We start from the raw sequence: 21,033 nt of genomic DNA, 5'->3' as shown, positions 1-21,033 counted from the left end.
GAAACAGCAAATTGCATGGCAATTAAACTTGAAGTAAAGAACCTGTATAAGATATTTGGTGAGCATCCGGAACGAGCATTCAAACTGATTGAGAAAGGTCTGACAAAAGACCAACTGCTTGAAAAAACCGGATTATCGCTCGGCGTGAAAGACGCCTCTCTGGCCATTGAAGAAGGCGAGATATTTGTCATCATGGGGCTTTCCGGTTCGGGAAAATCCACCCTGGTACGCCTTCTCAATCGTCTGATAGAACCCACTCGAGGGCAGGTGCTGATTGACGGTGAGGATATATCGAAAATATCCGACAGTGCGCTACGCACCGTACGCCGAAATAAGATCAGCATGGTGTTCCAATCATTCGCCTTAATGCCGCATATGACCGTATTGAATAATACCGCCTTCGGCATGGAATTAGCCGGAATACCGCCACAGGAGCGTCAGGAAAAAGCCCTGGATGCCCTGCGACAAGTCGGCCTGGAGAATTATGCGCATTCTTATCCCGATGAGCTTTCCGGTGGGATGCGCCAGCGTGTTGGATTAGCCCGCGCCATGGCGAATAATCCGGACATATTATTGATGGATGAAGCCTTCTCGGCGCTCGACCCCTTAATCCGCACCGAAATGCAAGATGAGCTGGTCAAATTACAGGCCCGGCATCAGCGCACTATCGTGTTTATTTCCCACGATTTGGATGAAGCGATGCGTATTGGCGATCGCATTGCGATTATGCAAGGCGGCGAGGTGATTCAGGTCGGTACGCCGGAGGAAATATTAAATAATCCGGCCAACGATTATGTCCGCACCTTCTTCCGTGGCGTGGATATCAGCCACGTGTTCAGCGCGAAGGATATCGCCAAACGCCGCCCGGTGGCCCTGATTCGTAAAACCCCCGGTTTTGGTCCGCGCTCGGCGTTGCAGCTGCTGCGCGATGAAGACCGTGATTATGGTTATGTTGTTGAACGCGGAAAGAAATTTATCGGCGTGGTGTCGGTAGATTCGCTCAAACAGGCGCTGGCCGCCAACCAGACGCTGGATGACGCCCTGCTGGACGCCCCGGCACCGGTACCGGCGGATATGCCGCTGAGCGAACTGATTTCCCTGGTTGCCCAAGCCCCGTGCGCGGTGCCGGTAGTCTGCGAAGAAAACAACTATATCGGAATTATTTCCAAGGCCATGCTGCTACAGGCCTTGGATAAAGAGGGCCCAGCGAATGAGTGATACAACACAGGATCCATGGGCCACCGCGCCTGCCGACTCCAGCGCCGCACCGGCGACTGATGCCGCCGCTTCTGCAGCTCCTGCCGAAAGTGGCGGCGATGCCTGGTCCAGCGCACCGCCACCAGCAACACACGACGCGGCCAATCAGGCCGCTCAGGGGTCTGATTGGCTTAACAGCGCACCGGCCCAGCCGGAGCATTTCAACCTGCTCGATCCGTTCCACAAGGCCTGGGTGCCGTTCGATTCCTGGGTGACTCAAGGCATAGACTGGCTGGTCCTGCACTTCCGCCCGCTGTTTCAGGGGATACGCGTACCGGTCGACTTTATCCTCGGCGGCTTTCAGCAGTTACTGCTCGGCATGCCGGCACCGATCGCCATTCTGGTGTTCTCACTGATCGCCTGGCAGATCTCCAGCCTCAGCATGGGTGCCGCTACCCTGGTGTCCCTGATTGCGATAGGGGCGATTGGCGCCTGGTCGCAGGCCATGGTAACGCTGGCGTTGGTGCTGACCGCTCTGTTCTTTTGCATTGTCATCGGATTGCCGCTAGGCATCTGGCTGGCGCGCAGCAAACATGCCGCCAAGATCATACGCCCCTTGCTCGACGCCATGCAGACCACGCCGGCGTTCGTCTATCTGGTGCCGATCGTCATGCTGTTCGGTATCGGCAACGTGCCGGGGGTGGTGGTCACCATTATCTTCGCGCTGCCGCCGATCGTGCGTCTGACCATTCTCGGCATCAAACAGGTGCCGGAAGATCTGATCGAGGCGGCCGAATCCTTCGGCTCCAGCCCGCGCCAGCTTCTGTTCAAAGTGCAGTTGCCGCTGGCGATGCCGACCATTATGGCCGGCGTTAACCAAACCCTGATGCTGGCACTGTCGATGGTGGTTATCGCCTCGATGATCGCCGTCGGCGGTCTGGGCCAAATGGTGCTGCGCGGCATCGGCCGGCTGGATATGGGGCTGGCCGCCGTGGGCGGTGTCGGCATCGTGATCCTGGCGATTATTCTCGATCGTCTCACCCAATCGCTGGGGCGCGATCGCCGCAGCAAAGGCATGGGCCGCTGGTACGCTCACGGCCCGATCGGGCTGCTTACCCGCCCCTTCATCAAAAAGCCTTAATGCCCTGCCCCCGGCCAACCGTCGGGGGCGCTGGCCGCTCCATAAAACCGAAGGAAACACTATGCGCTCGACAAGAATTTGGGCTGTTGCCCTGACTTCATTGCTAAGCACACAGGCGTTCGCCGCCGAACTTCCCGGCAAAGGCGTCACGGTTAAACCGCTGCAAAGCACACTCGCGGAAGAAAGTTTTCAGACCGAACTGGTCAACCGCGCGTTGGTAAAACTGGGCTACGACGTCCAGCCCACCGGCGAGGTGGATTACAACGTCGCCTATACCTCCATCGCCTCCGGCGACGCCACCTACATGGCGGTGAACTGGGATCCGCTGCAAACCGATATGTACAACAGCGCCGGCGGCGACAAGAAGTTTTATCGCCAGGGCGCTTATATCGCCAATGCGGCGCAGGGGTATTTGATCGATAAAAAAACCGCCGACAAATACCACATCAGCGATATTTCCCAGTTGAAAGATCCCAAGCTGGCAAAGCTGTTTGACGCCGATGGCGACGGCAAGGCCGATCTGGCCGGCTGTGAACCGGGCTGGGTGTGCGACAGCGTAATTGACACCCATATCAAAGCCTACGGGCTCAGCGGCACAGTGACCCAAAATCAGGGCAACTACTCCGCCATCATCGCCAATACCCTGACACGCTATAAGCAGGGTAAACCGGTGCTGTACTTTACCTGGACGCCTTACTGGGTCAGCGACGAACTGGTGCCCGGTCGGGACGTTGTCTGGCTGACCGTTCCGTTCTCCGCCAGCCCGGGCTCACTGAAAGACAGCAATACCGCGTTGCCAAACGGCAAGAACTACGGTTTCGCCGTCAATAACGAGCATATCGTCGCCAACAAGCAGTGGGCGCAGGCCAACCCGGCTGCCGCCAAACTGTTTGCCATCATGAAATTGCCGCTGGCGGACGTGAACGCGCAAAACCTGCGCATGCACAACGGCGAGAACGGAGCGGACGATATACAGCGCCACGTAGACGGCTGGATTAAGGCCCATCAGGCCACTTTTGACGGCTGGGTAAACACCGCTGCCGCGGCAGCGAAATAATCCCGACTTCACAACATAAAAAGGTATTTCACTATGCGCACTACAGGAATCTGGGCGGTTGCCCTTACGACACTGATTGGCTCGCAGGCAGTTTTCGCCGCTGACTTACCGGGAAAAGGCGTAACGGTACAGCCGCTACAGAGCACCATTTCTGAAGAAACCTTCCAGACGCAGTTGGTCAGCAAGGCGCTGGAAAAGCTCGGTTATGACGTCAAAGACACCCGCGAAGTGGATTATAACGTCGCCTACACCTCCATCGCCTCCGGCGACGCCACCTTCCTCGCGGTGAACTGGGACCCGCTGCACGCCGATCAGTACAAGGCCGCTGGTGGCGACGCCAAATTCTACCGCGAAGGGGTGTACGTCAACGGCGCGGCACAGGGTTACCTGATCGACAAGAAAACCGCCGATAAATACCACATCACCAACGTAGAGCAATTGAAAGATCCCAAGATCGCCAAGTTGTTTGACACCAACGGCGACGGCAAGGCGGATCTGACAGGCTGTACGCCGGGTTGGGGTTGCGAGGCGGTGATTAACCACCATATCGAGGCCTATGGCCTGAGCAAAACCGTCGAGCACAACCAGGGCAACTACGCGGCGATGATCGCCGATACCATTACCCGCTACAAAGAAGGCAAACCGATACTCTACTACACCTGGACACCGTACTGGGTAAGCGACGTGTTGGTGCCGGGGCGCGACGTGGTCTGGCTGCAGGTGCCGTTCTCTTCCCTGCCGGGCGAGCAGAAAAATGTGGATACCAAGCTGCCGAACGGTGCCAACTATGGTTTCCCGGTGAACACCATGCGTATCGCCGCCAACAAAAAGTGGGCCGAAGCCAACCCGGCGGCCGCCAAATTGTTCGCCATTATGAAGCTGCCGATTGCCGACGTGAATGCGCAGAATCTGCGTATGCATGAAGGCCAGGCGTCCGACGCCGATATCCAAAACCATGTTAACGGCTGGATCAAGGCGCACCAGGCGACCTTCGACGGTTGGGTGAAAACCGCCGCGGAAGCCGCGAAGAAATAACCCCCTGCGGGGCGCAGGTCACTGCGCCCCCTATTGCGTCAGTTCAATCCCGCTGAATTGCAAAAAGCGTTCGGCGGTCCTCGATAGCTGCTGCGGCCATACGCAATACACCTGCCGCCGTGGGCCATCTTCAATCGGGATAGACACCAGCGCGCTCAGGCGCTGCGCCGTCGAGATCGGCACAATGCCCGCCGCCAACCCCCGCTGCACCAGATTCTCCAGCCATTCGATATGATCGATTTCAAAACTGATATGCCGCTTGATGCCCGCCGCCTGAAACGCGCGGTCGGTCTGGCGCCGGGCGCCGGTACCGCTGTAAAAATCCACCAGCGGCACTTCCGACAGGGTTTGCAGATTGACCCGCTGGCGGCTGGCTAAGGGGTGCTGCGCCGCCACCAGCGCCACCAGGGGCTCGTCGGTCAACTGACGATGGGATACCGGCAGCATATCGATATCTCCCGGCCAGATCCCGACAAACGCCACGTCGGTCTTCTGTTGGCGGACATCCTCAAGCAGTTCCTCACTCATGCCCACATACAACCTGATGTTAACCGCCGGATAGTGGCGATGAAACTTGCTCAGTTTTTCGGTCAGATCAATCGCGTTTATGGTGGAAATGGTCCCGATGGTCAAGGTACCGGAAATCGTCCCGTTGGCTGCCACCACCTCTTCCACCAGCGATTGCTTGGCCGCCAGTAGCCGTTGCGCGGGCAGAATAAACGCCTGTCCGGCGCTGGTCAGCCTGACCCGGCGCGAGGTGCGCTCAAACAATGCGCAGCCCAGCTCTTCCTCCAGTTTGGCGATCTGATGGCTGAGTGCCGACTGCACCGTGTGACAGCGTTGCGCCGCACGGGTAAAACTCTGCTCTTCGGCTACCGCCAGTGCAAAGCGGATCTGTTTCAGGTTCATGGAATCTATCGCAAAAAGAGATTAATCAAATGAAAATTATACATTGGTTTCGCGTACTGTCCTGCCCGATACTGCGCATCACTTCTTCTTGTGATTAAGCCTTTATGAGCCAACAAAATCCCCATCCGGGCCTCAGCCCAGCGCTGATTGCCCTGATCGCCATCGCCACCGGCCTGGCCGTCGCCAGTAATTATTATGCGCAGCCGCTACTGGAAACCATTGCCAAGAACTTTGCGCTGTCGGTCAATCAGGCCGGTTTCATCGTCACCGCCGCTCAGTTGGGTTACGCCGCTGGCTTGCTGCTGCTGGTCCCGCTCGGCGACATGTTCGAACGGCGTGGGCTAATCGTCTTCATGACGCTGCTGGCGGCCGGCGGCATGTTGATCACCGCCAGTTCAACCACCTTGCCGGTGATGATCCTCGGTACCGCACTTACCGGGCTGTTCTCGGTGGTGGCGCAGATCCTGGTGCCGCTGGCCGCCACCCTGGCGCATCCGGAAAAACGCGGCAAAACCGTCGGCATCATCATGAGCGGCCTGCTGCTCGGCATTTTGCTGGCGCGCACCGTAGCCGGGGCGCTGGCGTCGATCGGCGGCTGGCGTACCATTTACTGGGTAGCCAGCGGACTGATGATCCTGATGGCACTGATCCTGTGGCGCGCGCTGCCGCGTTACAAACTGCATTCCGGCCTGAATTACCCTCAGTTGCTGAAATCAATCTTCACCTTGTTTTACGGCACGCCGCTGCTGCGTACCCGCGCCGCGATTGGCGCGCTGTCATTCGCCAATTTCAGCGTGCTGTGGACTTCGATGGCCTTCCTGCTGGCGGCGCCGCCTTTTGGTTATTCCGAAGGGGTGATAGGCCTGTTCGGCCTGGTGGGCGCCGCCGGTGCGCTGGCCGCCTCCCGCGCCGGGCATCTGGCGGACAAGGGTAAAGCCGGTTTAACCACGACTCTGGGCCTGGCGCTGCTGCTGCTGTCGTGGATACCCATCGCTTTCGCTACGCAATCGCTGTGGGCGCTGATCGTCGGCATTCTGATCCTCGATCTTGCAGTGCAAGCCGTGCACGTCACCAATCAGAGCGTGATGTACCGCATTATGCCGGAAGCGCGCAACCGCCTGACCGCCGGCTATATGACCAGCTATTTTATCGGCGGTGCGCTCGGTTCTCTGTTATCCGCCTCGGCCTATCAGCACGCTGGGTGGTCTGGTGTCGCCGCCACGGGAGGCGTTTTGTGCGTGCTGAATCTGCTGATCTGGTGGCGCGGCAAGCATCATGACCCGCAGGGACCGGCAGCAATCTGATTAGCACGCGAATAATCATATTAGAAATTTATTAGCGTCGCAGGGTATAAACGTTACTCACTCTCTGGTAATGTTCTGGGCATGAACTATTGATGTCCTATATACCCTGCGATCAGAATACAAAATGCAAAGCCAAACTGCAGAAAACGACAATGCCCTCACCGGCAGAACGCCTTTCATCAACGGCATCGTCGAGAGTTTGCCGGTCGTCATCGGCTCTATGCCAGTGGCCTTTGCTTTTGGTCTGAGCGCCGTCAAGCCGGGATCCTCCCCGCTCGAGAACCTTTTCTTTTCTTGTCTAACCCCTGTGGCCGCCAACCAGTCTGCGATTACCGCCCCCGTAGTCTCGCACCAACCGATCAGGTCGTGGCAAGTGCTGGCCGGTTTTATCGCGCTGGATCCAGGCTTTATCGCAGCAAAAGCATCATTTTTCCCATACAAATCAGTACGACAATCCTTGGTTTAACATTAAAATTACTTATGGTTTTCAGCCGAAGTAACCTGTAATTTCGTGCGCCACATCACACGAAAGCTTTTTTCGGGCATAGGTCGTTTACAAAAAGCTGACAAATGACACGAATAGCTAAATTATTCACTCTGCTGAACATTTACATTATTAATCACTATCGTTACTATCTCGAACGAAATTAATGAGGCCCTAAATTATGGAAAGCTCGTTTACTCCCATTGAACAAATGCTTAATTTTCGCGCAAAACGTCAGAAGGATTTTCCTTATCAGGAAATTCTGCTGACCCGGCTGTGTATGCACATGCAAGGTAAGCTGCTGGAAAATCGCAATAAAATGCTCAAGGCACAAGGGATTAACGAAACATTGTTTATGGCGCTGATTACCCTGGATGCTCAGGAAAATCACAGCATTCAGCCTTCTGAGCTAAGCTCTGCACTGGGTTCTTCGCGCACCAATGCTACGCGCATTGCCGATGAGCTGGAAAAACGCGGCTGGATTGAGCGTCGTGAAAGCGACCATGACCGCCGCTGCCTGCATCTGCATATGACGCCGCAGGGCGAAGAGTTTCTCAGTCAACTGCTGCCACCGCAGCACAAATGTCTGCATTTCCTGTGGTCCACGCTGGACAATGATGAACAGCAACAGCTTGAAAAGCTGACGCGCAAACTATTGGCACGTCTGGATCAAATGGAAATCACAGAACAGTTATCCTAATTCACAATTTCTGTTCAGGTACTTACTTATGCGATCCCCATTTAACTGGAGGTTCACCCCGCTGTTCGCGGTATTACTGCTGGCCGGGTGTGCATCTACCGATAATATTGCCCCGCAATCCACTCTGATGGACTCGCAGAGCCTGCAGCTGTCGCAACCTAAGGTCAGCTCGCTGAACGTCAGCCCGCAGTGGTGGCGTGCGCTTAACGATCCACAGCTCGATGCCCTGATGACCCGAACGCTGCAAAGCTCGCCGACGCTGCGCCAGGCCGCGGCCCGCGTGCGTGAAGCGCAGAGCGTCATGGGCCAAGCCAATGCCGCCAACGGCCCGAACCTGGATCTGAACGCCAGCACCAATCGCCAGAAAGTCCCGCAAAACGTCAATATGGGGCTGGGGTATCCGCATAAACCCATCTACGAAAGCTCCAACTCGCTGGGGCTGAATCTGGCCTATGAATTTGACTGGTGGGGCAAGTACCGCAACCAGGTCAACGCCGCCAAGGCCCAGGTCGATGCGGCCCGTGCCGAGCAGGAACAGGCTGCGTTGACGTTGACCAGCTCGGTGGCTTCCTCCTATTACCAGCTGCAGAGCAATTTCGCGCAGGAAAAACTGCTGCAACAGGAAGTGGACAACAACCAAAGCCTGACGGAACTACGCCAGCGGCAGTATAAAGCCGGTATCACCGGCATTGATATTCCGCAACAAACCCAGGCGCAGGCCGACAGCGCCAAGCAACAGATCCTCCAGTTGCAATCGCAGATTGAACAGCTGAAACACCAGTTGGCGGCCCTCGCCGGCCAAGGCCCGAGCGCCATGCAAAATCTGCATCCGGTAGCGCTGCCCGCCAATACGCTGATGGCGCCAAAAGGTGAACTGACCGCCGATCTGCTGGGCAAACGCCCGGACATCGCCGCCCAGCGTCAACTGGTGGAGTCCTACAACCAGCGCGTCAGCGCCGCGCGTAAAGAATTTTACCCCAGCCTGACCATTTCGGCCTTTGCCGGTCTGACCACGACCAATACCCCCGGCACCAGCCCGAATCTGTTTGAAGCGGCCAGCCAGGCCTGGAACGTGATGCCTGCGATTTCGCTGCCGATCTTCCACGCCGGCGCACTGCGCAGCAAGTTGGGTGAGGAATCCGCGCTGTATGACGAAGCGGTGGAATCCTATAACCAAACCATCCTGAATGCCGTGCAGGAAACCGCCGATGCCATCACCGTCCAGCAAAGTACTGCGCAACAGCAGTTGCAGGCGGCATCCGCGTCCCAATCGATGCAGCAGGTGTACCGAGTCGCAAACGCACGATACCAGGCAGGGATTATCGGGCGCGACGAACTGTTGACCAGCCAGACGCAGCTCTTGCAGCAGCAACAGGCGGAACTGACAGCCAGCAGCAATTTGTTGCAGGCGAAGATAGGACTGATCCGCGCATTGGGCGGTGGCTATCAAGCCCCGGCCGTAGCGGATTCAAAAGCATAATAAAATAGAGAGCTTGGAGAATACCATGAGCGCAAGCGCGGAGACTCAAAACCCGCAGCAGCCGAGCGGCAAAAAGAAGCAGCGCAAGTTTTGGCTGCTGTTGCTGACGGTTATTTTCATTGTTATTGGGGTGGCTTATTTAGTGTATTGGTTCCTGGTGCTGCGTCATCATCAGGAAACCGATGATGCCTATGTATCCGGCAACCAGGTGCAGATCATGGCGCAGGTGAACGGCAGCGTAAACAGCGTCAATTTCGATAACACCGACTATGTCAGACAAGGCGATGTCCTGTTGACGCTCGATCCGACCGATGCCGAACAGGCGTTGGAGCGCGCCAAGACCAGCCTGGCCAACAGCGTGCGCCAGACCCACCAGCTGATCATCAACAGCAAGCAGTATCAGGCCAATATTGCCCTGCGCAAATCTGACCTGAGCAAGGCGGAGAACGATCTCAAACGCCGCGTGGTGTTGGGCAGCGTCGACGCCATCGGTCGCGAAGAACTGCAACATGCGCGTGATGCCGTCGACAGCGCCAAAGCGGCGTTGGAAGTGGCGGTACAGCAATACAACGCCAATCAGGCGATGGTGCTGGATACTCCGCTGGAGAAACAACCGGCAATTCAGCAGTCCGCCGCGCAGATGCGCGACGCCTGGCTGGCGTTGCAACGGACTAAAATCATCAGCCCGATCACCGGTTATGTTTCCCGTCGCAGCGTACAGGTGGGCGCGCAAATCGCCGCCGGTTCCCCGCTGATGGCGGTGGTTCCTGCCGAGCACATCTGGGTTGACGCCAACTTCAAAGAAACCCAGATCGCCAATATGCGCATCGGCCAGTCGGCAACCGTAGTCAGTGACATTTACGGCGACGACGTGGTGTACACCGGCAAAGTCGTCGGCATCGATATGGGCACCGGCAGCGCGTTCTCGCTGTTGCCTGCACAAAACGCCACCGGTAACTGGATCAAAGTGGTTCAGCGTCTGCCGGTGCGTATTGAGCTGGATGCCAAACAGATTGCCGATCATCCGCTGCGCATTGGTCTGTCGACGCAGGTGAAAGTGGACACCACCAATCTGGACGGCCGCGTGCTGTCTGACGTGGTGCGTGACAAGCCGCTGTACCAGACCAACGCGCTGGCGTTGAATCTGGCGCCGGTTGATCAGATGATCGCCGACGTGATCCATGCGAATGCCGGCTAAGCGCGCAGGAGGCTACCTTGGCACAGAAACCGCTTGAAGGCGCACAGTTAGCCTGGATGACGGTCGCGCTCGCCATGGCGACCTTCATGCAGGTACTGGACTCGACCATCGCCAATGTGGCGATCCCGACCATCGCCGGTAACCTCGGGTCCTCCAACTCGCAGGGAACCTGGGTGATCACCTCGTTTGGGGTGGCGAACGCCATCTCCATTCCGATCACCGGCTGGTTGGCCAAGCGCATCGGTGAAGTGCGCCTGTTCCTCTGGTCCACCGCGCTGTTCGCCCTCGCCTCCTGGCTGTGCGGCATTTCCAACAGCCTGGGCATGCTGATCTTCTTCCGCGTGATCCAGGGGTTGGTGGCGGGACCGTTGATCCCGCTGTCGCAAAGCCTGTTGCTGAATAATTATCCCCCCGCCAAGCGATCGATGGCCCTGGCGCTCTGGTCGATGACGGTGATCGTGGCGCCGATCTTCGGGCCGATCCTCGGCGGGTATATCAGTGACAACTATCACTGGGGCTGGATCTTCTTCATCAACATTCCGATTGGTCTGTTCGTGATCCTGGTGGCGATGGCGACGCTGAAAGGCAGAGAAACCAAAACCGAGATCAAACCGATCGACACCGTCGGTCTGGTGTTGCTGATTGTCGGGATCGGTTCGTTGCAGGTGATGCTCGATCAGGGTAAAGAGCTGGACTGGTTCAACTCGACGGAGATTATCGTCCTGACGGTAGTCGCCGTGGTGGCGTTGCTGTTCCTGGTGGTGTGGGAACTGACGGATGACCACCCGGTGGTGGATTTGTCGCTGTTCAAATCGCGCAACTTCACCATCGGCTGCCTGTGCATCAGCCTGGCCTACATGCTGTATTTCGGCTCTATCGTGCTGTTGCCGCAGCTGTTGCAGGAGGTCTATGGCTATACCGCCACCTGGGCCGGCCTGGCTTCGGCACCTATCGGGCTGTTACCTGTGTTGCTGTCACCGATCATCGGTAAGTTCGGCAATCGGCTGGATATGCGGCGGCTGGTGACCTTCAGCTTCATTATGTATGCCGTGTGCTTCTATTGGCGCGCCTATACATTTGAGCCGGGAATGGATTTTGGCGCTTCGGCCTGGCCGCAGTTTGTCCAGGGCTTCGCCATCGCCTGCTTCTTTATGCCATTGATCACCATTACGCTGTCCGGCCTGCCACCGGAGCGCATGGCGGCGGCATCGAGCCTGTCGAACTTTACCCGTACGCTGGCAGGTTCAATCGGCACCTCGATTACCACCACGCTGTGGACCCAGCGCGAGTCGCAGCACCACTCGCAACTGGCGGAGTTTGTAAACCCTTACAACCCGCAGTCGCAGGAGATGTACCGACAGCTGGAACAGGTTGGCATGAGCAAACAGCAAGCCTCGGCCTACATTGCCAACGAGATCACCGCACAGGGGCTGATTATCTCTGCCAACGAGATATTCTGGCTGGCGGCGGGGGTGTTCCTGATCCTGCTGGCGTTGGTCTGGGTGGCGAAACCGCCATTCAGCTCCGGCGGCGGGGGCGGCGGCGCTCACTGAATCTCACCCAACAAAACGGGCGCCCTTCTGAGGCGCCCGTTCTTTATATTTCCGATGATACCCAGCGGATGGCAAGTTGCCGCCATAGCACAGCGGCTTCAAAGGTTCCGGGTTTCTAACCGTTACGCCTGATTCTGACGCCACCAATCGGCCAGCAAAATGCCGGTCGCGACCGATACGTTCAGGCTTTCCACCTTGCCGGTACCGCCGATAGACACGCTCATATCACCCTGCTGCCACGCGCTGTCGCTCAGACCGTCACGTTCCTGGCCCAGCACCAGCACCATTTTGGACGGCAGCTTGGCCTGCGCCAACGGAGTGCCTTTGTGGCTTGAGGTGGTGACGATGGTGTAACCCGCTTTGCGGAAGGTATCCAGCACCGACAGGAAATCATCGGCGTTAATCGCTTTGATGTGTTCCGCGCCGCCTTCAGCAGTACGCACCGCCGCGCCGGATTCCAGCACCGCCGGATCCTGCAACAGCACACCGTTCACGCCAAAGTGGGCGCAAGAACGGACAATAGCGCCCAGGTTGTGCGGGTTGCCCACTTCTTCCAGCGCCAGCACGCAATCTTTCGCCGGAGCTTCTTTCAGATAGGTTTGCGCATCCAGCCCCTGACGCTTTTTGATCAGGAAACACACGCCGCCGTGGTGTTCGGTGCCGGACGCTTTCGCCAGCTCTTCTTCATCCACCACGTGGTAGGCTTTGCGGTTAGCCGCCATCCAGCGCAGCGCTTCACGGAAACGCGGCGTAACGGACTGCACGAACCAGGCACGGACAATGGCGTCCGGACGGCTGGCGAACAGTGCCTGACAGGCATTCTCACCGTAGACGCGGGTTTCTTCCGCACGCTGACGGCGCAACTGCTCTGGATCGATAAAGCTTTTGCCACTGATACCACCGTGATCGAACGCCGGCTCTTCTTCCGGGGCTCGTGACACGGTTTTCCACGGCGAATCATAACCGCCACGGTCTTCAGTACGCGCCGGACGGCTAGGACGATCGCTTTCACTGCGGCGAGAATCTGAGCCACGGCGATCATTATTGCCACGCGGCTTGTCCTGACCGGTACGGCCCGAGCGCGCACCGTCAGCCGGACGGCCTTTGCCGGCCGGACGTTTATTCTTGTTACGGTCGTCGCTGCTGCTGTCGTCGTCACTGCGGACGTACATCACTTTAACTTTACCGTTTTTGCCACTAAATGAATCGTTCATTGTCTTCTCCACCAACGCGCAGGGCGCGAAGATTACCTGATGTTGGGGTGCTAAGCCACCTACTTGTTGCGCCAAAAGCTAACAACTATCGTATCCATTGAACAAACCTCTTTGTTCAATGCGCCATTTTTACCGATAATAACCAGCATTAAAGAAACAACTCCGCAACCTGACTGCGGCGTGGAATGCTTTCCCAGTCTCCGAGGTAAACATGAATACAGTCTGTGCAGCTTGCAATGCCACCAATCGCGTACCTGAAGAACGTGTGACGGACGGCGCGAAATGTGGCCGCTGCGGCCACCCGCTATTTGACGGCGAAGTGATCAACGCCACCGCAGCCACGCTGGACCAATTGCTGCAGGATGACCTGCCGGTAGTGGTCGATTTCTGGGCGCCGTGGTGCGGCCCCTGCGTCAACTTTGCGCCCGTCTTCGAGGACGTTGCCGAAGAACGCGCCGGCAAAGTACGCTTCGTGAAGGTGAACACCGAAGCTGAACCGGAACTGAGCGCCCGCTTCCGTATCCGCAGCATTCCGACCATCATGCTGTTCCGTGAAGGCAAAATGGTCGACATGCTCAACGGCGCGATGCCGAAAACGCCGTTCGATAACTGGCTTAATGAGCTAGTTTAACGCAGAAAGTATATACCCGTCGCCTTTCAAGCTGCAGCGTTGTTACCTGCACTCACTCACCCCAGTCACTTACCCAAGTAAGCTCCTGGGGTGAGTGAGCTGGGCGCCTGGCTGCAACTTGAAATCCATAGGGTATAGGCGGTGTTGCCCATTGTGGACGACACCGCCGCCATTCGAACTGGCCCGCGCGCTCCCGCCGGGCTTTTTTCTGCGCTACAATAGCCGTTTTCCCCAGGATATTTATGACTGACAACGCCGTACTCCGCCTGCGCCAATTTCGTCTGGAACGCTCTACCCGCCCTTTTCTGGCGCGCGGTAATCGCGTACCGCGTTGTCAGGGCTGCCTGCTGCCCCATAAAAACTGCCTGTGCGACACCATCCAGCCGCAGCCGGCCGCCAGCCGTTTCTGTTTGATCATGTTTGGCGCGGAGCCGTTGAAACCCAGCAATACCGGCCGCCTGATAGCCGATATCCTGCCGGATACCCAAGCGTTCCTCTGGTCGCGTACCGAGATCGACCCCGAGTTGCTGAAGGCGATTAACGATCCGCAACGCCAGCCTTACGTAGTCTTCCCCGCTTCCTACGCCGCGCCTGAGCGGCCGGTGTTCAGCGAACTGCCGGTCGGTGGCAAGCCGCCACTGTTTATCATGCTCGACGGCACCTGGACCGAGGCGAGCAAGATGTTCCGCAAGAGCCCGTATCTGAACGCATTCCCGGTATTCTCACTCAATGTGACCGCCGCTTCCAATTACCAACTGCGTGAAGCCAGCCGCACCGAGCAGCACTGCACGGCAGAAGTGGCGGCGGCGCTGTTGCAGCAGGCCGGCGATGCCGCCGCATCTGAAGGTTTGAACCAGCATTTTCGTTATTTCCGTCAACAGTATCTGGCCGGGAAACCTACGCGCCCGGAGGCACCGGTCACAGCAAAGCTGCCGCAAAACGCCTAGAATCAGGGGTAACGTTGCCAAAAGGAGCCGTGCATGAGCCAGCGAGGGTTAGAAGCGCTTTTACGTCCTAAATCGATTGCCGTTCTCGGCGCTTCACAACAGCCCGGCCGCGCCGGTAACCTGATGATGAGCAACCTGCTGGCCGGTGGCTTCAGCGGGCCGGTAATGCCGGTCACTCCTCGTTATAAGGCCGTGTGCGGCGTGATGGCCTACCCTGACGTCGCCAGCCTGCCGCTTACCCCCGATTTGGCGATACTCTGCACCCACGCGCAACGCAATCTGGCATTGATTGAAGCCCTGGGCAAACGCGGCTGTAAAGCCGCCATTGTGCTCTCATCCCCACCGGAACAGTTCGCCGAGTTGAAAGCCTGCGCACAACGTTACTCGATGCGTCTGCTTGGACCAAATAGCCTGGGCCTGCTGGCGCCATGGCAAGGTCTCAACGCCAGCTTCTCTCCGGTGCCGATCCTCAAGGGCAAATTGGCGTTCATTTCTCAGTCCGCCGCCGTCGCCAATACCATTCTCGACTGGGCGCAGCAGCGCGAGGTCGGGTTTTCCTATTTTATCGCGCTGGGTGACAGCCTGGATATTGACGTCGACGACCTGCTGGATTTTCTGGCTCGCGACAGTAAAACCAGCGCCATCTTGCTGTATCTGGAAAACATCAGCGACGCACGCCGCTTTTTGTCTGCCTCGCGCAGCGCTTCGCGCAACAAGCCGATACTGGTGATCAAAAGCGGTCGCAGCCAACAGGCCCAACTGCTGCTCAACAGCCAGCAAGGTCTGGACGCAGCTTATGATGCCGCCATCCAGCGAGCGGGTTTGCTGCGCGTTCAGGACACCCACGAACTGTTCTCCGCGGTGGAAACTCTGAGCCACATGCATCCGCTGCGCGGTGAGCGGCTGATGATCGTCAGCAACGGCGCTGCACCGGCAGCGATGGCGTTAGACGAACTGCTAGGCCGCAACGGCAAGCTGGCGCAGTTGGGGGAAGAGAGCCTGGCGCAGCTCGGCGCGGCATTGCCGGAGTTTATTCGCGCCGGTAACCCGATCGATCTGCGCGATGATGCCACGCCGCAACGTTATCTGGCGGCAGTCAAGGCGCTGCTCGACAGCCACGACTACGATGCCCTGTTGCTGATCCACGCCCCAAGTGCGGCGGCACCGGGCACCGCCACCGCCGAACGCATTATCGATGCAGTTCGCCAGCACCCGCGCGGTAAACGCATCACGCTACTCACCAACTGGTGTGGTGAATACTCGTCGCAAGAAGCCCGACGATTGTTTACCGAGGCCGGTATCCCGACCTACCGCACCCCGGAAGGTGCGGTGACCGCCTTTATGCATATGGTGGAATATCGCCGCAACCAGAAGCAGCTGAAAGAGACACCGGCGCTCCCGGTCGGCCTGACGGCCAACACCGCCGATGCCCACCGGTTGATCCATCAGGCGTTGGCTGAAGGGGCGACACAGCTCGATACCCACGAAGTGCAATCCATTCTGCAAGCCTATGATCTGACCACCTTGCCCACCTGGATTGCCGAAGACAGCACCGAAGCGGTACACATCGCCGAGCAAATCGGTTATCCGGTGGCGCTGAAACTGCGCTCGCCGGATATTCCTCACAAATCAGAGGTGCAGGGCGTTATGCTCTACCTGCGCACCGCCACCGAGGTCCAGCGTGCGGCGGACGCTATTCTCGATCGCGTAAAACGTACCTATCCGCAGGCCCGCATTCACGGCCTGCTGGTGCAAAGCATGGCCAACCGTGCCGGAGCGCAAGAGTTGCGCATTGCCGTGGAGCAGGACGCTATTTTTGGCCCTCTAATCATGCTGGGCGAAGGCGGCATTGAATGGCGGCAGGAAAATCAGGTCTCCGTAGCCTTGCCGCCGCTGAATATGGCGCTGGCGCGCTATCTGGTGCTGCAGGCGGTTAAAGGAGGAAAAATCCGTGGGCGCAGCGCACTGCGACCGCTGGATATTCCCGGGCTGAGCCGCCTGTTGGTACAGGTATCCAACCTGATCCTCGACTGCCCTGAAATCACCCGGCTGGACATCCATCCGGTGCTGGCCTCCGGCAGCGAATTCACGCTTCTGGACGTTTCCATGCAAATAGCGCCGTTCGAGGGCGACCCGCAAGCACGGCTGGCGATCCGCCCTTATCCTCATGAACTGGAAGAAATTATCCGACTGAAAGACGGATCACAATGCCTGTTCCGACCAATCCTGCCGGAAGACGAGCCAACCCTGAAGCACTTTATCGATCGCGTGACCAAGGAAGACCTCTACTACCGCTACTTTAGTGAGATCAATGAGTTTACCCACGACGATTTGGCTAACATGACGCAGATCGACTACGATCGGGAGATGGCTTTTGTCGCCGTGCGCGACGAACAAATTATCGGCGTAACACGTGCGCTTTCCGATCCGGACAATACCGACGCGGAGTTCGCCGTGCTGGTGCGTTCAGATTTGAAAGGGTTAGGTCTCGGCCGCCAATTGCTGGAAAAAATGATCGCCTATGCCCGCGCCCACGGTCTGACCCGCCTGACCGGCATTACCATGCCGAACAACCGCGGTATGATTGCGCTGGCACAACGGCTGGGCTTTGGTATTGATGTGCAGCTTGAAGACGGGATCGTGAATTTGACCCTGCCGTTGCAGCCTGACAAAGCGCAGTGACCAGTGTCGCAATGTGCTACGAATCCATCACTTAACGCCAAAACATACGCACAATCGGGACAACTAGTGGTATTATCGCCCGATTATTCGATTTATTGTTTTTACGTATTTGGCGTTCCGGCCATCTAATCATGAGAGAAGAAGCGCACTGTGATGTTGTCAAAATTTAAACGTAGCAAACATCAACAACACCTTGCACAACTGCCAAAACTCCCCCAGACGGTAGCTGACGTACGTACCCTGTACGCACCGTCTGATTACCGTACTACGCTGCTGGAATTGATCGCTAATGCCACCCGACGCATCTATCTGGTCGCTCTGTATCTGGAGCATGACGACGCCGGGCGTGACATTCTCAATGCGCTTTATCAGGCAAAGCAACGGCGTCCGGAGCTGGAGATTTGCATCTTGGTTGACTGGCATCGAGCCCAGCGTGGGCGCATTGGCGCTGCGGCCGCCAATACCAATGCCGACTGGTACTGCTCAATGGCAGACCAGCATCCGGGGCTGCAAGTTCCGATATACGGCGTGCCGGTAAATACCCGTGAAGCCTTGGGAGTGCTGCACCTGAAGGGCTTTGTTATCGACGATACCGTTATTTACAGCGGTGCCAGTATCAATGACGTTTACCTGCATCAGCATGAGAAATACCGTTACGATCGTTATCAGTTGATCACTAATGGCGCGTTGGCCAATGCCCTGATCGATTACATCAAACAGCACCTGCTGGCCGCTGGCGCGGTACAGCGCCTGGATCGCGACGATCGGCCGAAAAGCCCGGAGATCAAAAACGAAACGCGTTTATTCCGCTTCAGCCTGCGCCGGGCCGGTTATCAGTTCCGCAACACGGCGGGCAACGATGAACTGGCGGTAACGCCGCTGGTTGGGCTCGGCAAACAGAGCGTCCTGAATAAAACCATTCATCATCTGATGTCCTGCGCCGATCAAAAGCTGACGCTGTGTACCCCCTATTTCAACCTGCCGGCGCTGCTGGTGCGCAATATCATCTATCTGCTGCGCGAGGGCAAACAGGTTGAAATCATCGTCGGCGACAAAACGGCCAACGACTTTTACATTCCGGAAGATCAGCCGTTCAAAATTATCGGGGCGCTGCCCTACCTCTACGAAATTAACCTACGACGCTTTCTCAGTCGCCTGCAGCGTTATATCGATACCGGCCAGTTGATCGTGCGCCTGTGGAAAGACGGCGATAACAGCTATCACCTGAAAGGCATGTGGGTAGATGACGAGTGGCAGTTGATCACTGGCAACAACCTCAATCCGCGTGCCTGGCGGCTGGATCTGGAGAACGCCATCCTGATCCACGATCCGAAACAGGAGATGCGCGAGCAACGCCACAAAGAGCTGGAGTGTATCCGCACCCATACCACCGTAGTGGGCAACTACCTTGAATTACAAACTATTCAGCAGTATCCGGTCAAAGTGCGCAAACTGATCCGTCGTCTGCGCCGTATCCGTATTGACCGCTTGATTAGCCGTATACTGTAATCCCGCTATAATTCAGCTATCACAGACCCTGGCCAAGGCTGGGGTTTTTTGTATGTCATGACAACAGGATGTTTTCATTATGCGCCCATTCCACCTCTTGCTTATCCTGCCCTTTTTGCTGTTCACCAGCGGTTGCACTCATCTGGCGAACGACAATTGGACAGGTAAAGATAAGGCGCAGCATTTTGTCGCCTCTGCGGCCTTTGCCGCCGCCGGCGCCGCTTATGGCGATCACCAAAACTGGAATGAGGCCAGAAGCCGCAGCTTCGGCCTGATGTTCTCAATTGGGCTCGGTGCGGCCAAAGAGCTGTATGACAGCCGCGAAGGCGGCACCGGCTGGAGCTGGAAAGATTTTGCCTGGGATGTGGCAGGTGCAGCGACCGGCTATAGTCTGTATCACGCCACTCGATGATTCACAGTTGGACCTCTTTCCCCTTGCGATGCAACTTGAGCGAAACGATCAGTGCCAGCAGGCACATGCCGGAGACATACCAGAAGAAGGCGTTCTCCACACCGAACGATTTCAGCGACAAGGCAACATACTCCGCAGAGCCGCCAAACATTGCGTTTGCTACCGCATAAGACAGCCCTACGCCCAGCGCGCGCACTTCCGGCGGGAACATTTCCGCTTTCAACAGCCCGCTGATCGACGTGTAAAAACTGATGATAAACAACGCCAGAACTATCAATCCGAATGCCGCATAAGGGTTGGACACGTTTTTCAGCGTCATCAGAATAGGTACCGTCATCAGTGTGGCAAACGAAGCGAAGACCAGCATTGAACTACGGCGGCCAATCTTGTCCGAGAACGCACCGACCAGCGGTTGCAATAGCATGTAGATAAACAACGCGGCGGTCATGATGCCGCTGGCCAACTTGGCGTCCATGCCTGAGGTATTCACCAGGTATTTTTGCATATAGGTGGTGAAGGTATAGAAACTTAATGAACCGCCGGCGGTGAAGCCCAGCACCATCAGGAACGCCTTACGGTTTTTCCACAGACCTTTCAACGAACCGGCATCTTTATGATTCCTGGTTTTCGCATCGGACGTTTCATTCAGTGAACGTCGCAGGTACAGCGCAACCACCGCCAACACTGCGCCCAGCGCAAATGGAATGCGCCAACCCCAAGCTTTCAGCTCTTCTGTAGAAAGGATTTGCTGCAACGCTACCAGCACCAAGAGCGCCAGTAACTGGCCGCCAATCAGCGTCACGTATTGGAAGGAAGCATAGAACCCGCGCTTTCCCTTGATCGCCACCTCACTCATGTAGGTAGCGCTGGTGCCATATTCTCCCCCGACGGAAAGGCCCTGGAACAACCGAGCCACCAACAGCAATACCGGTGCCCAACTGCCGATCGAATCGTAGGTTGGCAAACAGGCGATCACCAGCGATCCGGCGCACATCATGCAGACCGAAATCAACATCGAATTTTTACGGCCATGCTTATCCGCGATATAACCGAACAGCCAACCACCAATCGGGCGCATAAAAAAGCCCGCAGCAAAGACGCCGGCGGTCTGCAGCAACTGGGTTGTACTGTTACCGGCGGGGAAGAACGAGGCGGCGAAATAGATCGAACAGAAAGAGTAAACGTAAAAATCGAACCACTCCACCAGGTTTCCCGATGAAGCCCCAACGATAGCGAAAATACGCTGTTTTTTATCCTGAACCGCCAGTTCGGCGGCATCCCCATCCCCAATGGCCGAGGTTGTTTCTGTCATGTTGTCTTCTCCGAGCCAGATAAGCAGTGAAGTCGGCGTCCCGCCGTTTAATTATTACTTTGTTGTTATGTTTAAGTTAACAATTAAACCTGACCGCGGGCGAAGGATATGTGATGAAACAAGGGGCAAAACGCAGTTTTTGTGATGAATATTAAATAGTGAAATGAAAATAAGAAGAGATTACAGTCTGTTTTCTGCAAAGCAAAAAGCCTCATGCTTTCGCATGAGGCTTTCGACTTTGTTTGATGCCTGGCAGTGTCCTACTCTC

Annotated in this window: 18 protein-coding genes; 15 read left to right on the top strand and 3 right to left on the bottom strand. The window is 56.9% G+C overall.

The genetic code is table 11. The features are described 5' to 3' along the window. Positions 1–15: 15 nt before the first annotated feature. The 4 genes from proV (at position 16) to proX (ACUTSW_RS20265) (ending at position 4,430) form a co-directional block, all read left to right on the top strand. On the top strand, positions 16–1,218 hold the full coding sequence (proV, locus tag ACUTSW_RS20280) for a glycine betaine/L-proline ABC transporter ATP-binding protein ProV (protein WP_062868350.1): 1,203 nt from the start codon (positions 16–18) through the stop codon (positions 1,216–1,218). Continuing rightward, entirely contained in the window at positions 1,211–2,338 is a 1,128-nt protein-coding gene (proW, locus tag ACUTSW_RS20275; RefSeq protein WP_445585207.1) for a glycine betaine/L-proline ABC transporter permease ProW, read from the top strand. The genes proV and proW overlap by 8 nt, the downstream gene beginning before the upstream one ends. Positions 2,339–2,399: 61 nt before the next feature. Continuing rightward, on the top strand, positions 2,400–3,395 hold the full coding sequence (proX, locus tag ACUTSW_RS20270) for a glycine betaine/L-proline ABC transporter substrate-binding protein ProX (protein ID WP_445585206.1): 996 nt from the start codon (positions 2,400–2,402) through the stop codon (positions 3,393–3,395). A gap of 33 nt (positions 3,396–3,428) precedes the next feature. Then, positions 3,429–4,430, top strand: coding sequence for a glycine betaine/L-proline ABC transporter substrate-binding protein ProX (gene proX / locus ACUTSW_RS20265; protein WP_004953772.1), 1,002 nt, complete (start codon positions 3,429–3,431; stop codon positions 4,428–4,430). Between the two features lie 30 nt (positions 4,431–4,460). Here proX (ACUTSW_RS20265) and ACUTSW_RS20260 read toward each other — a convergent pair whose 3' ends face one another. Further along, positions 4,461–5,339: a LysR family transcriptional regulator gene (locus tag ACUTSW_RS20260; RefSeq protein WP_006327484.1), complete on the bottom strand. Its 879-nt coding sequence runs from the start codon at positions 5,337–5,339 to the stop codon at positions 4,461–4,463. Positions 5,340–5,443: 104 nt separating this feature from the next. Here ACUTSW_RS20260 and ACUTSW_RS20255 point away from each other — a divergent pair, with 104 nt between their 5' ends. The 6 genes from ACUTSW_RS20255 (at position 5,444) to emrB (ending at position 12,058) form a co-directional block, all read left to right on the top strand. Beyond that, positions 5,444–6,643 (top strand): MFS transporter, encoded by a 1,200-nt coding sequence (locus tag ACUTSW_RS20255; protein WP_445585205.1) that lies wholly within the window; start codon positions 5,444–5,446, stop codon positions 6,641–6,643. A 124-nt stretch (positions 6,644–6,767) separates the two neighbouring features. Then, a complete protein-coding gene (locus ACUTSW_RS20250; protein WP_197929840.1) occupies positions 6,768–7,109 on the top strand; it encodes a hypothetical protein in 342 nt (113 codons plus the stop codon). A gap of 199 nt (positions 7,110–7,308) precedes the next feature. Continuing rightward, on the top strand, positions 7,309–7,827 hold the full coding sequence (mprA, locus tag ACUTSW_RS20245) for a transcriptional repressor MprA (RefSeq protein ID WP_004953780.1): 519 nt from the start codon (positions 7,309–7,311) through the stop codon (positions 7,825–7,827). 28 nt (positions 7,828–7,855) lie between these two features. Continuing rightward, the gene (locus tag ACUTSW_RS20240; RefSeq protein WP_062868355.1) at positions 7,856–9,307 is read left to right on the top strand and encodes an efflux transporter outer membrane subunit; all 1,452 of its coding nucleotides are present in this window, start codon (positions 7,856–7,858) and stop codon (positions 9,305–9,307) included. Positions 9,308–9,332: 25 nt separating this feature from the next. After that, complete coding sequence (gene emrA, locus ACUTSW_RS20235; protein WP_004953783.1) at positions 9,333–10,505, top strand: multidrug efflux MFS transporter periplasmic adaptor subunit EmrA; 1,173 nt, start codon at positions 9,333–9,335, stop codon at positions 10,503–10,505. A 17-nt stretch (positions 10,506–10,522) separates the two neighbouring features. Beyond that, the gene (gene emrB / locus ACUTSW_RS20230; protein ID WP_004953787.1) at positions 10,523–12,058 is read left to right on the top strand and encodes a multidrug efflux MFS transporter permease subunit EmrB; all 1,536 of its coding nucleotides are present in this window, start codon (positions 10,523–10,525) and stop codon (positions 12,056–12,058) included. Between the two features lie 122 nt (positions 12,059–12,180). On the opposite strand, the gene ACUTSW_RS20225 is transcribed toward emrB, so the two are convergent. After that, positions 12,181–13,272 (bottom strand): tRNA/rRNA methyltransferase, encoded by a 1,092-nt coding sequence (locus tag ACUTSW_RS20225; RefSeq protein ID WP_006327493.1) that lies wholly within the window; start codon positions 13,270–13,272, stop codon positions 12,181–12,183. 211 nt (positions 13,273–13,483) lie between these two features. Here ACUTSW_RS20225 and trxC point away from each other — a divergent pair, with 211 nt between their 5' ends. The 5 genes from trxC to ACUTSW_RS20200 all read left to right on the top strand — a co-directional run bounded on the left by trxC (position 13,484) and on the right by ACUTSW_RS20200 (position 19,453). Beyond that, positions 13,484–13,903 carry a thioredoxin TrxC gene (gene trxC, locus ACUTSW_RS20220; protein WP_004953796.1) on the top strand — a complete coding sequence of 140 codons (420 nt, stop codon included), beginning with the start codon at positions 13,484–13,486 and terminating at the stop codon, positions 13,901–13,903. 242 nt (positions 13,904–14,145) lie between these two features. Further along, a complete protein-coding gene (locus tag ACUTSW_RS20215) occupies positions 14,146–14,850 on the top strand; it encodes a tRNA-uridine aminocarboxypropyltransferase (protein ID WP_062868356.1) in 705 nt (234 codons plus the stop codon). 33 nt (positions 14,851–14,883) lie between these two features. Next, entirely contained in the window at positions 14,884–17,532 is a 2,649-nt protein-coding gene (locus ACUTSW_RS20210) for a bifunctional acetate--CoA ligase family protein/GNAT family N-acetyltransferase (protein WP_445585204.1), read from the top strand. 153 nt (positions 17,533–17,685) lie between these two features. Continuing rightward, the gene (pssA, locus tag ACUTSW_RS20205; RefSeq protein ID WP_062868358.1) at positions 17,686–19,041 is read left to right on the top strand and encodes a CDP-diacylglycerol--serine O-phosphatidyltransferase; all 1,356 of its coding nucleotides are present in this window, start codon (positions 17,686–17,688) and stop codon (positions 19,039–19,041) included. Positions 19,042–19,120: 79 nt separating this feature from the next. After that, positions 19,121–19,453 carry a YfiM family lipoprotein gene (locus tag ACUTSW_RS20200; RefSeq protein WP_445585203.1) on the top strand — a complete coding sequence of 111 codons (333 nt, stop codon included), beginning with the start codon at positions 19,121–19,123 and terminating at the stop codon, positions 19,451–19,453. A gap of 1 nt (position 19,454) precedes the next feature. On the opposite strand, the gene ACUTSW_RS20195 is transcribed toward ACUTSW_RS20200, so the two are convergent. After that, complete coding sequence (locus ACUTSW_RS20195) at positions 19,455–20,765, bottom strand: MFS family transporter (RefSeq protein WP_233527754.1); 1,311 nt, start codon at positions 20,763–20,765, stop codon at positions 19,455–19,457. Positions 20,766–21,033: the final 268 nt, after the last annotated feature.

The organism is Serratia sp. TSA_198.1 (assembly GCF_052686505.1).
The sequence above is the reverse complement of the archived record's forward strand: the minus strand, read 5'-3'. Positions and strand labels throughout refer to the sequence as shown.

Coding starts and splice junctions, on each gene's coding strand:
- ACUTSW_RS20200 (WP_445585203.1), top strand. CDS start 19,121: ATGCGCCCATTCCACCTCTTGCTTATCCTGCCCTTTTTGCTGTTCACC.
- proW (WP_445585207.1), top strand. CDS start 1,211: ATGAGTGATACAACACAGGATCCATGGGCCACCGCGCCTGCCGACTCC.
- ACUTSW_RS20260 (WP_006327484.1), bottom strand. CDS start 5,339: ATGAACCTGAAACAGATCCGCTTTGCACTGGCGGTAGCCGAAGAGCAG.
- proX (WP_445585206.1), top strand. CDS start 2,400: ATGCGCTCGACAAGAATTTGGGCTGTTGCCCTGACTTCATTGCTAAGC.
- ACUTSW_RS20210 (WP_445585204.1), top strand. CDS start 14,884: ATGAGCCAGCGAGGGTTAGAAGCGCTTTTACGTCCTAAATCGATTGCC.
- pssA (WP_062868358.1), top strand. CDS start 17,686: ATGTTGTCAAAATTTAAACGTAGCAAACATCAACAACACCTTGCACAA.
- ACUTSW_RS20195 (WP_233527754.1), bottom strand. CDS start 20,765: ATGACAGAAACAACCTCGGCCATTGGGGATGGGGATGCCGCCGAACTG.
- proV (WP_062868350.1), top strand. CDS start 16: ATGGCAATTAAACTTGAAGTAAAGAACCTGTATAAGATATTTGGTGAG.
- mprA (WP_004953780.1), top strand. CDS start 7,309: ATGGAAAGCTCGTTTACTCCCATTGAACAAATGCTTAATTTTCGCGCA.
- ACUTSW_RS20250 (WP_197929840.1), top strand. CDS start 6,768: ATGCAAAGCCAAACTGCAGAAAACGACAATGCCCTCACCGGCAGAACG.
- ACUTSW_RS20215 (WP_062868356.1), top strand. CDS start 14,146: ATGACTGACAACGCCGTACTCCGCCTGCGCCAATTTCGTCTGGAACGC.
- ACUTSW_RS20225 (WP_006327493.1), bottom strand. CDS start 13,272: ATGAACGATTCATTTAGTGGCAAAAACGGTAAAGTTAAAGTGATGTAC.
- proX (WP_004953772.1), top strand. CDS start 3,429: ATGCGCACTACAGGAATCTGGGCGGTTGCCCTTACGACACTGATTGGC.
- ACUTSW_RS20255 (WP_445585205.1), top strand. CDS start 5,444: ATGAGCCAACAAAATCCCCATCCGGGCCTCAGCCCAGCGCTGATTGCC.
- ACUTSW_RS20240 (WP_062868355.1), top strand. CDS start 7,856: ATGCGATCCCCATTTAACTGGAGGTTCACCCCGCTGTTCGCGGTATTA.
- trxC (WP_004953796.1), top strand. CDS start 13,484: ATGAATACAGTCTGTGCAGCTTGCAATGCCACCAATCGCGTACCTGAA.
- emrA (WP_004953783.1), top strand. CDS start 9,333: ATGAGCGCAAGCGCGGAGACTCAAAACCCGCAGCAGCCGAGCGGCAAA.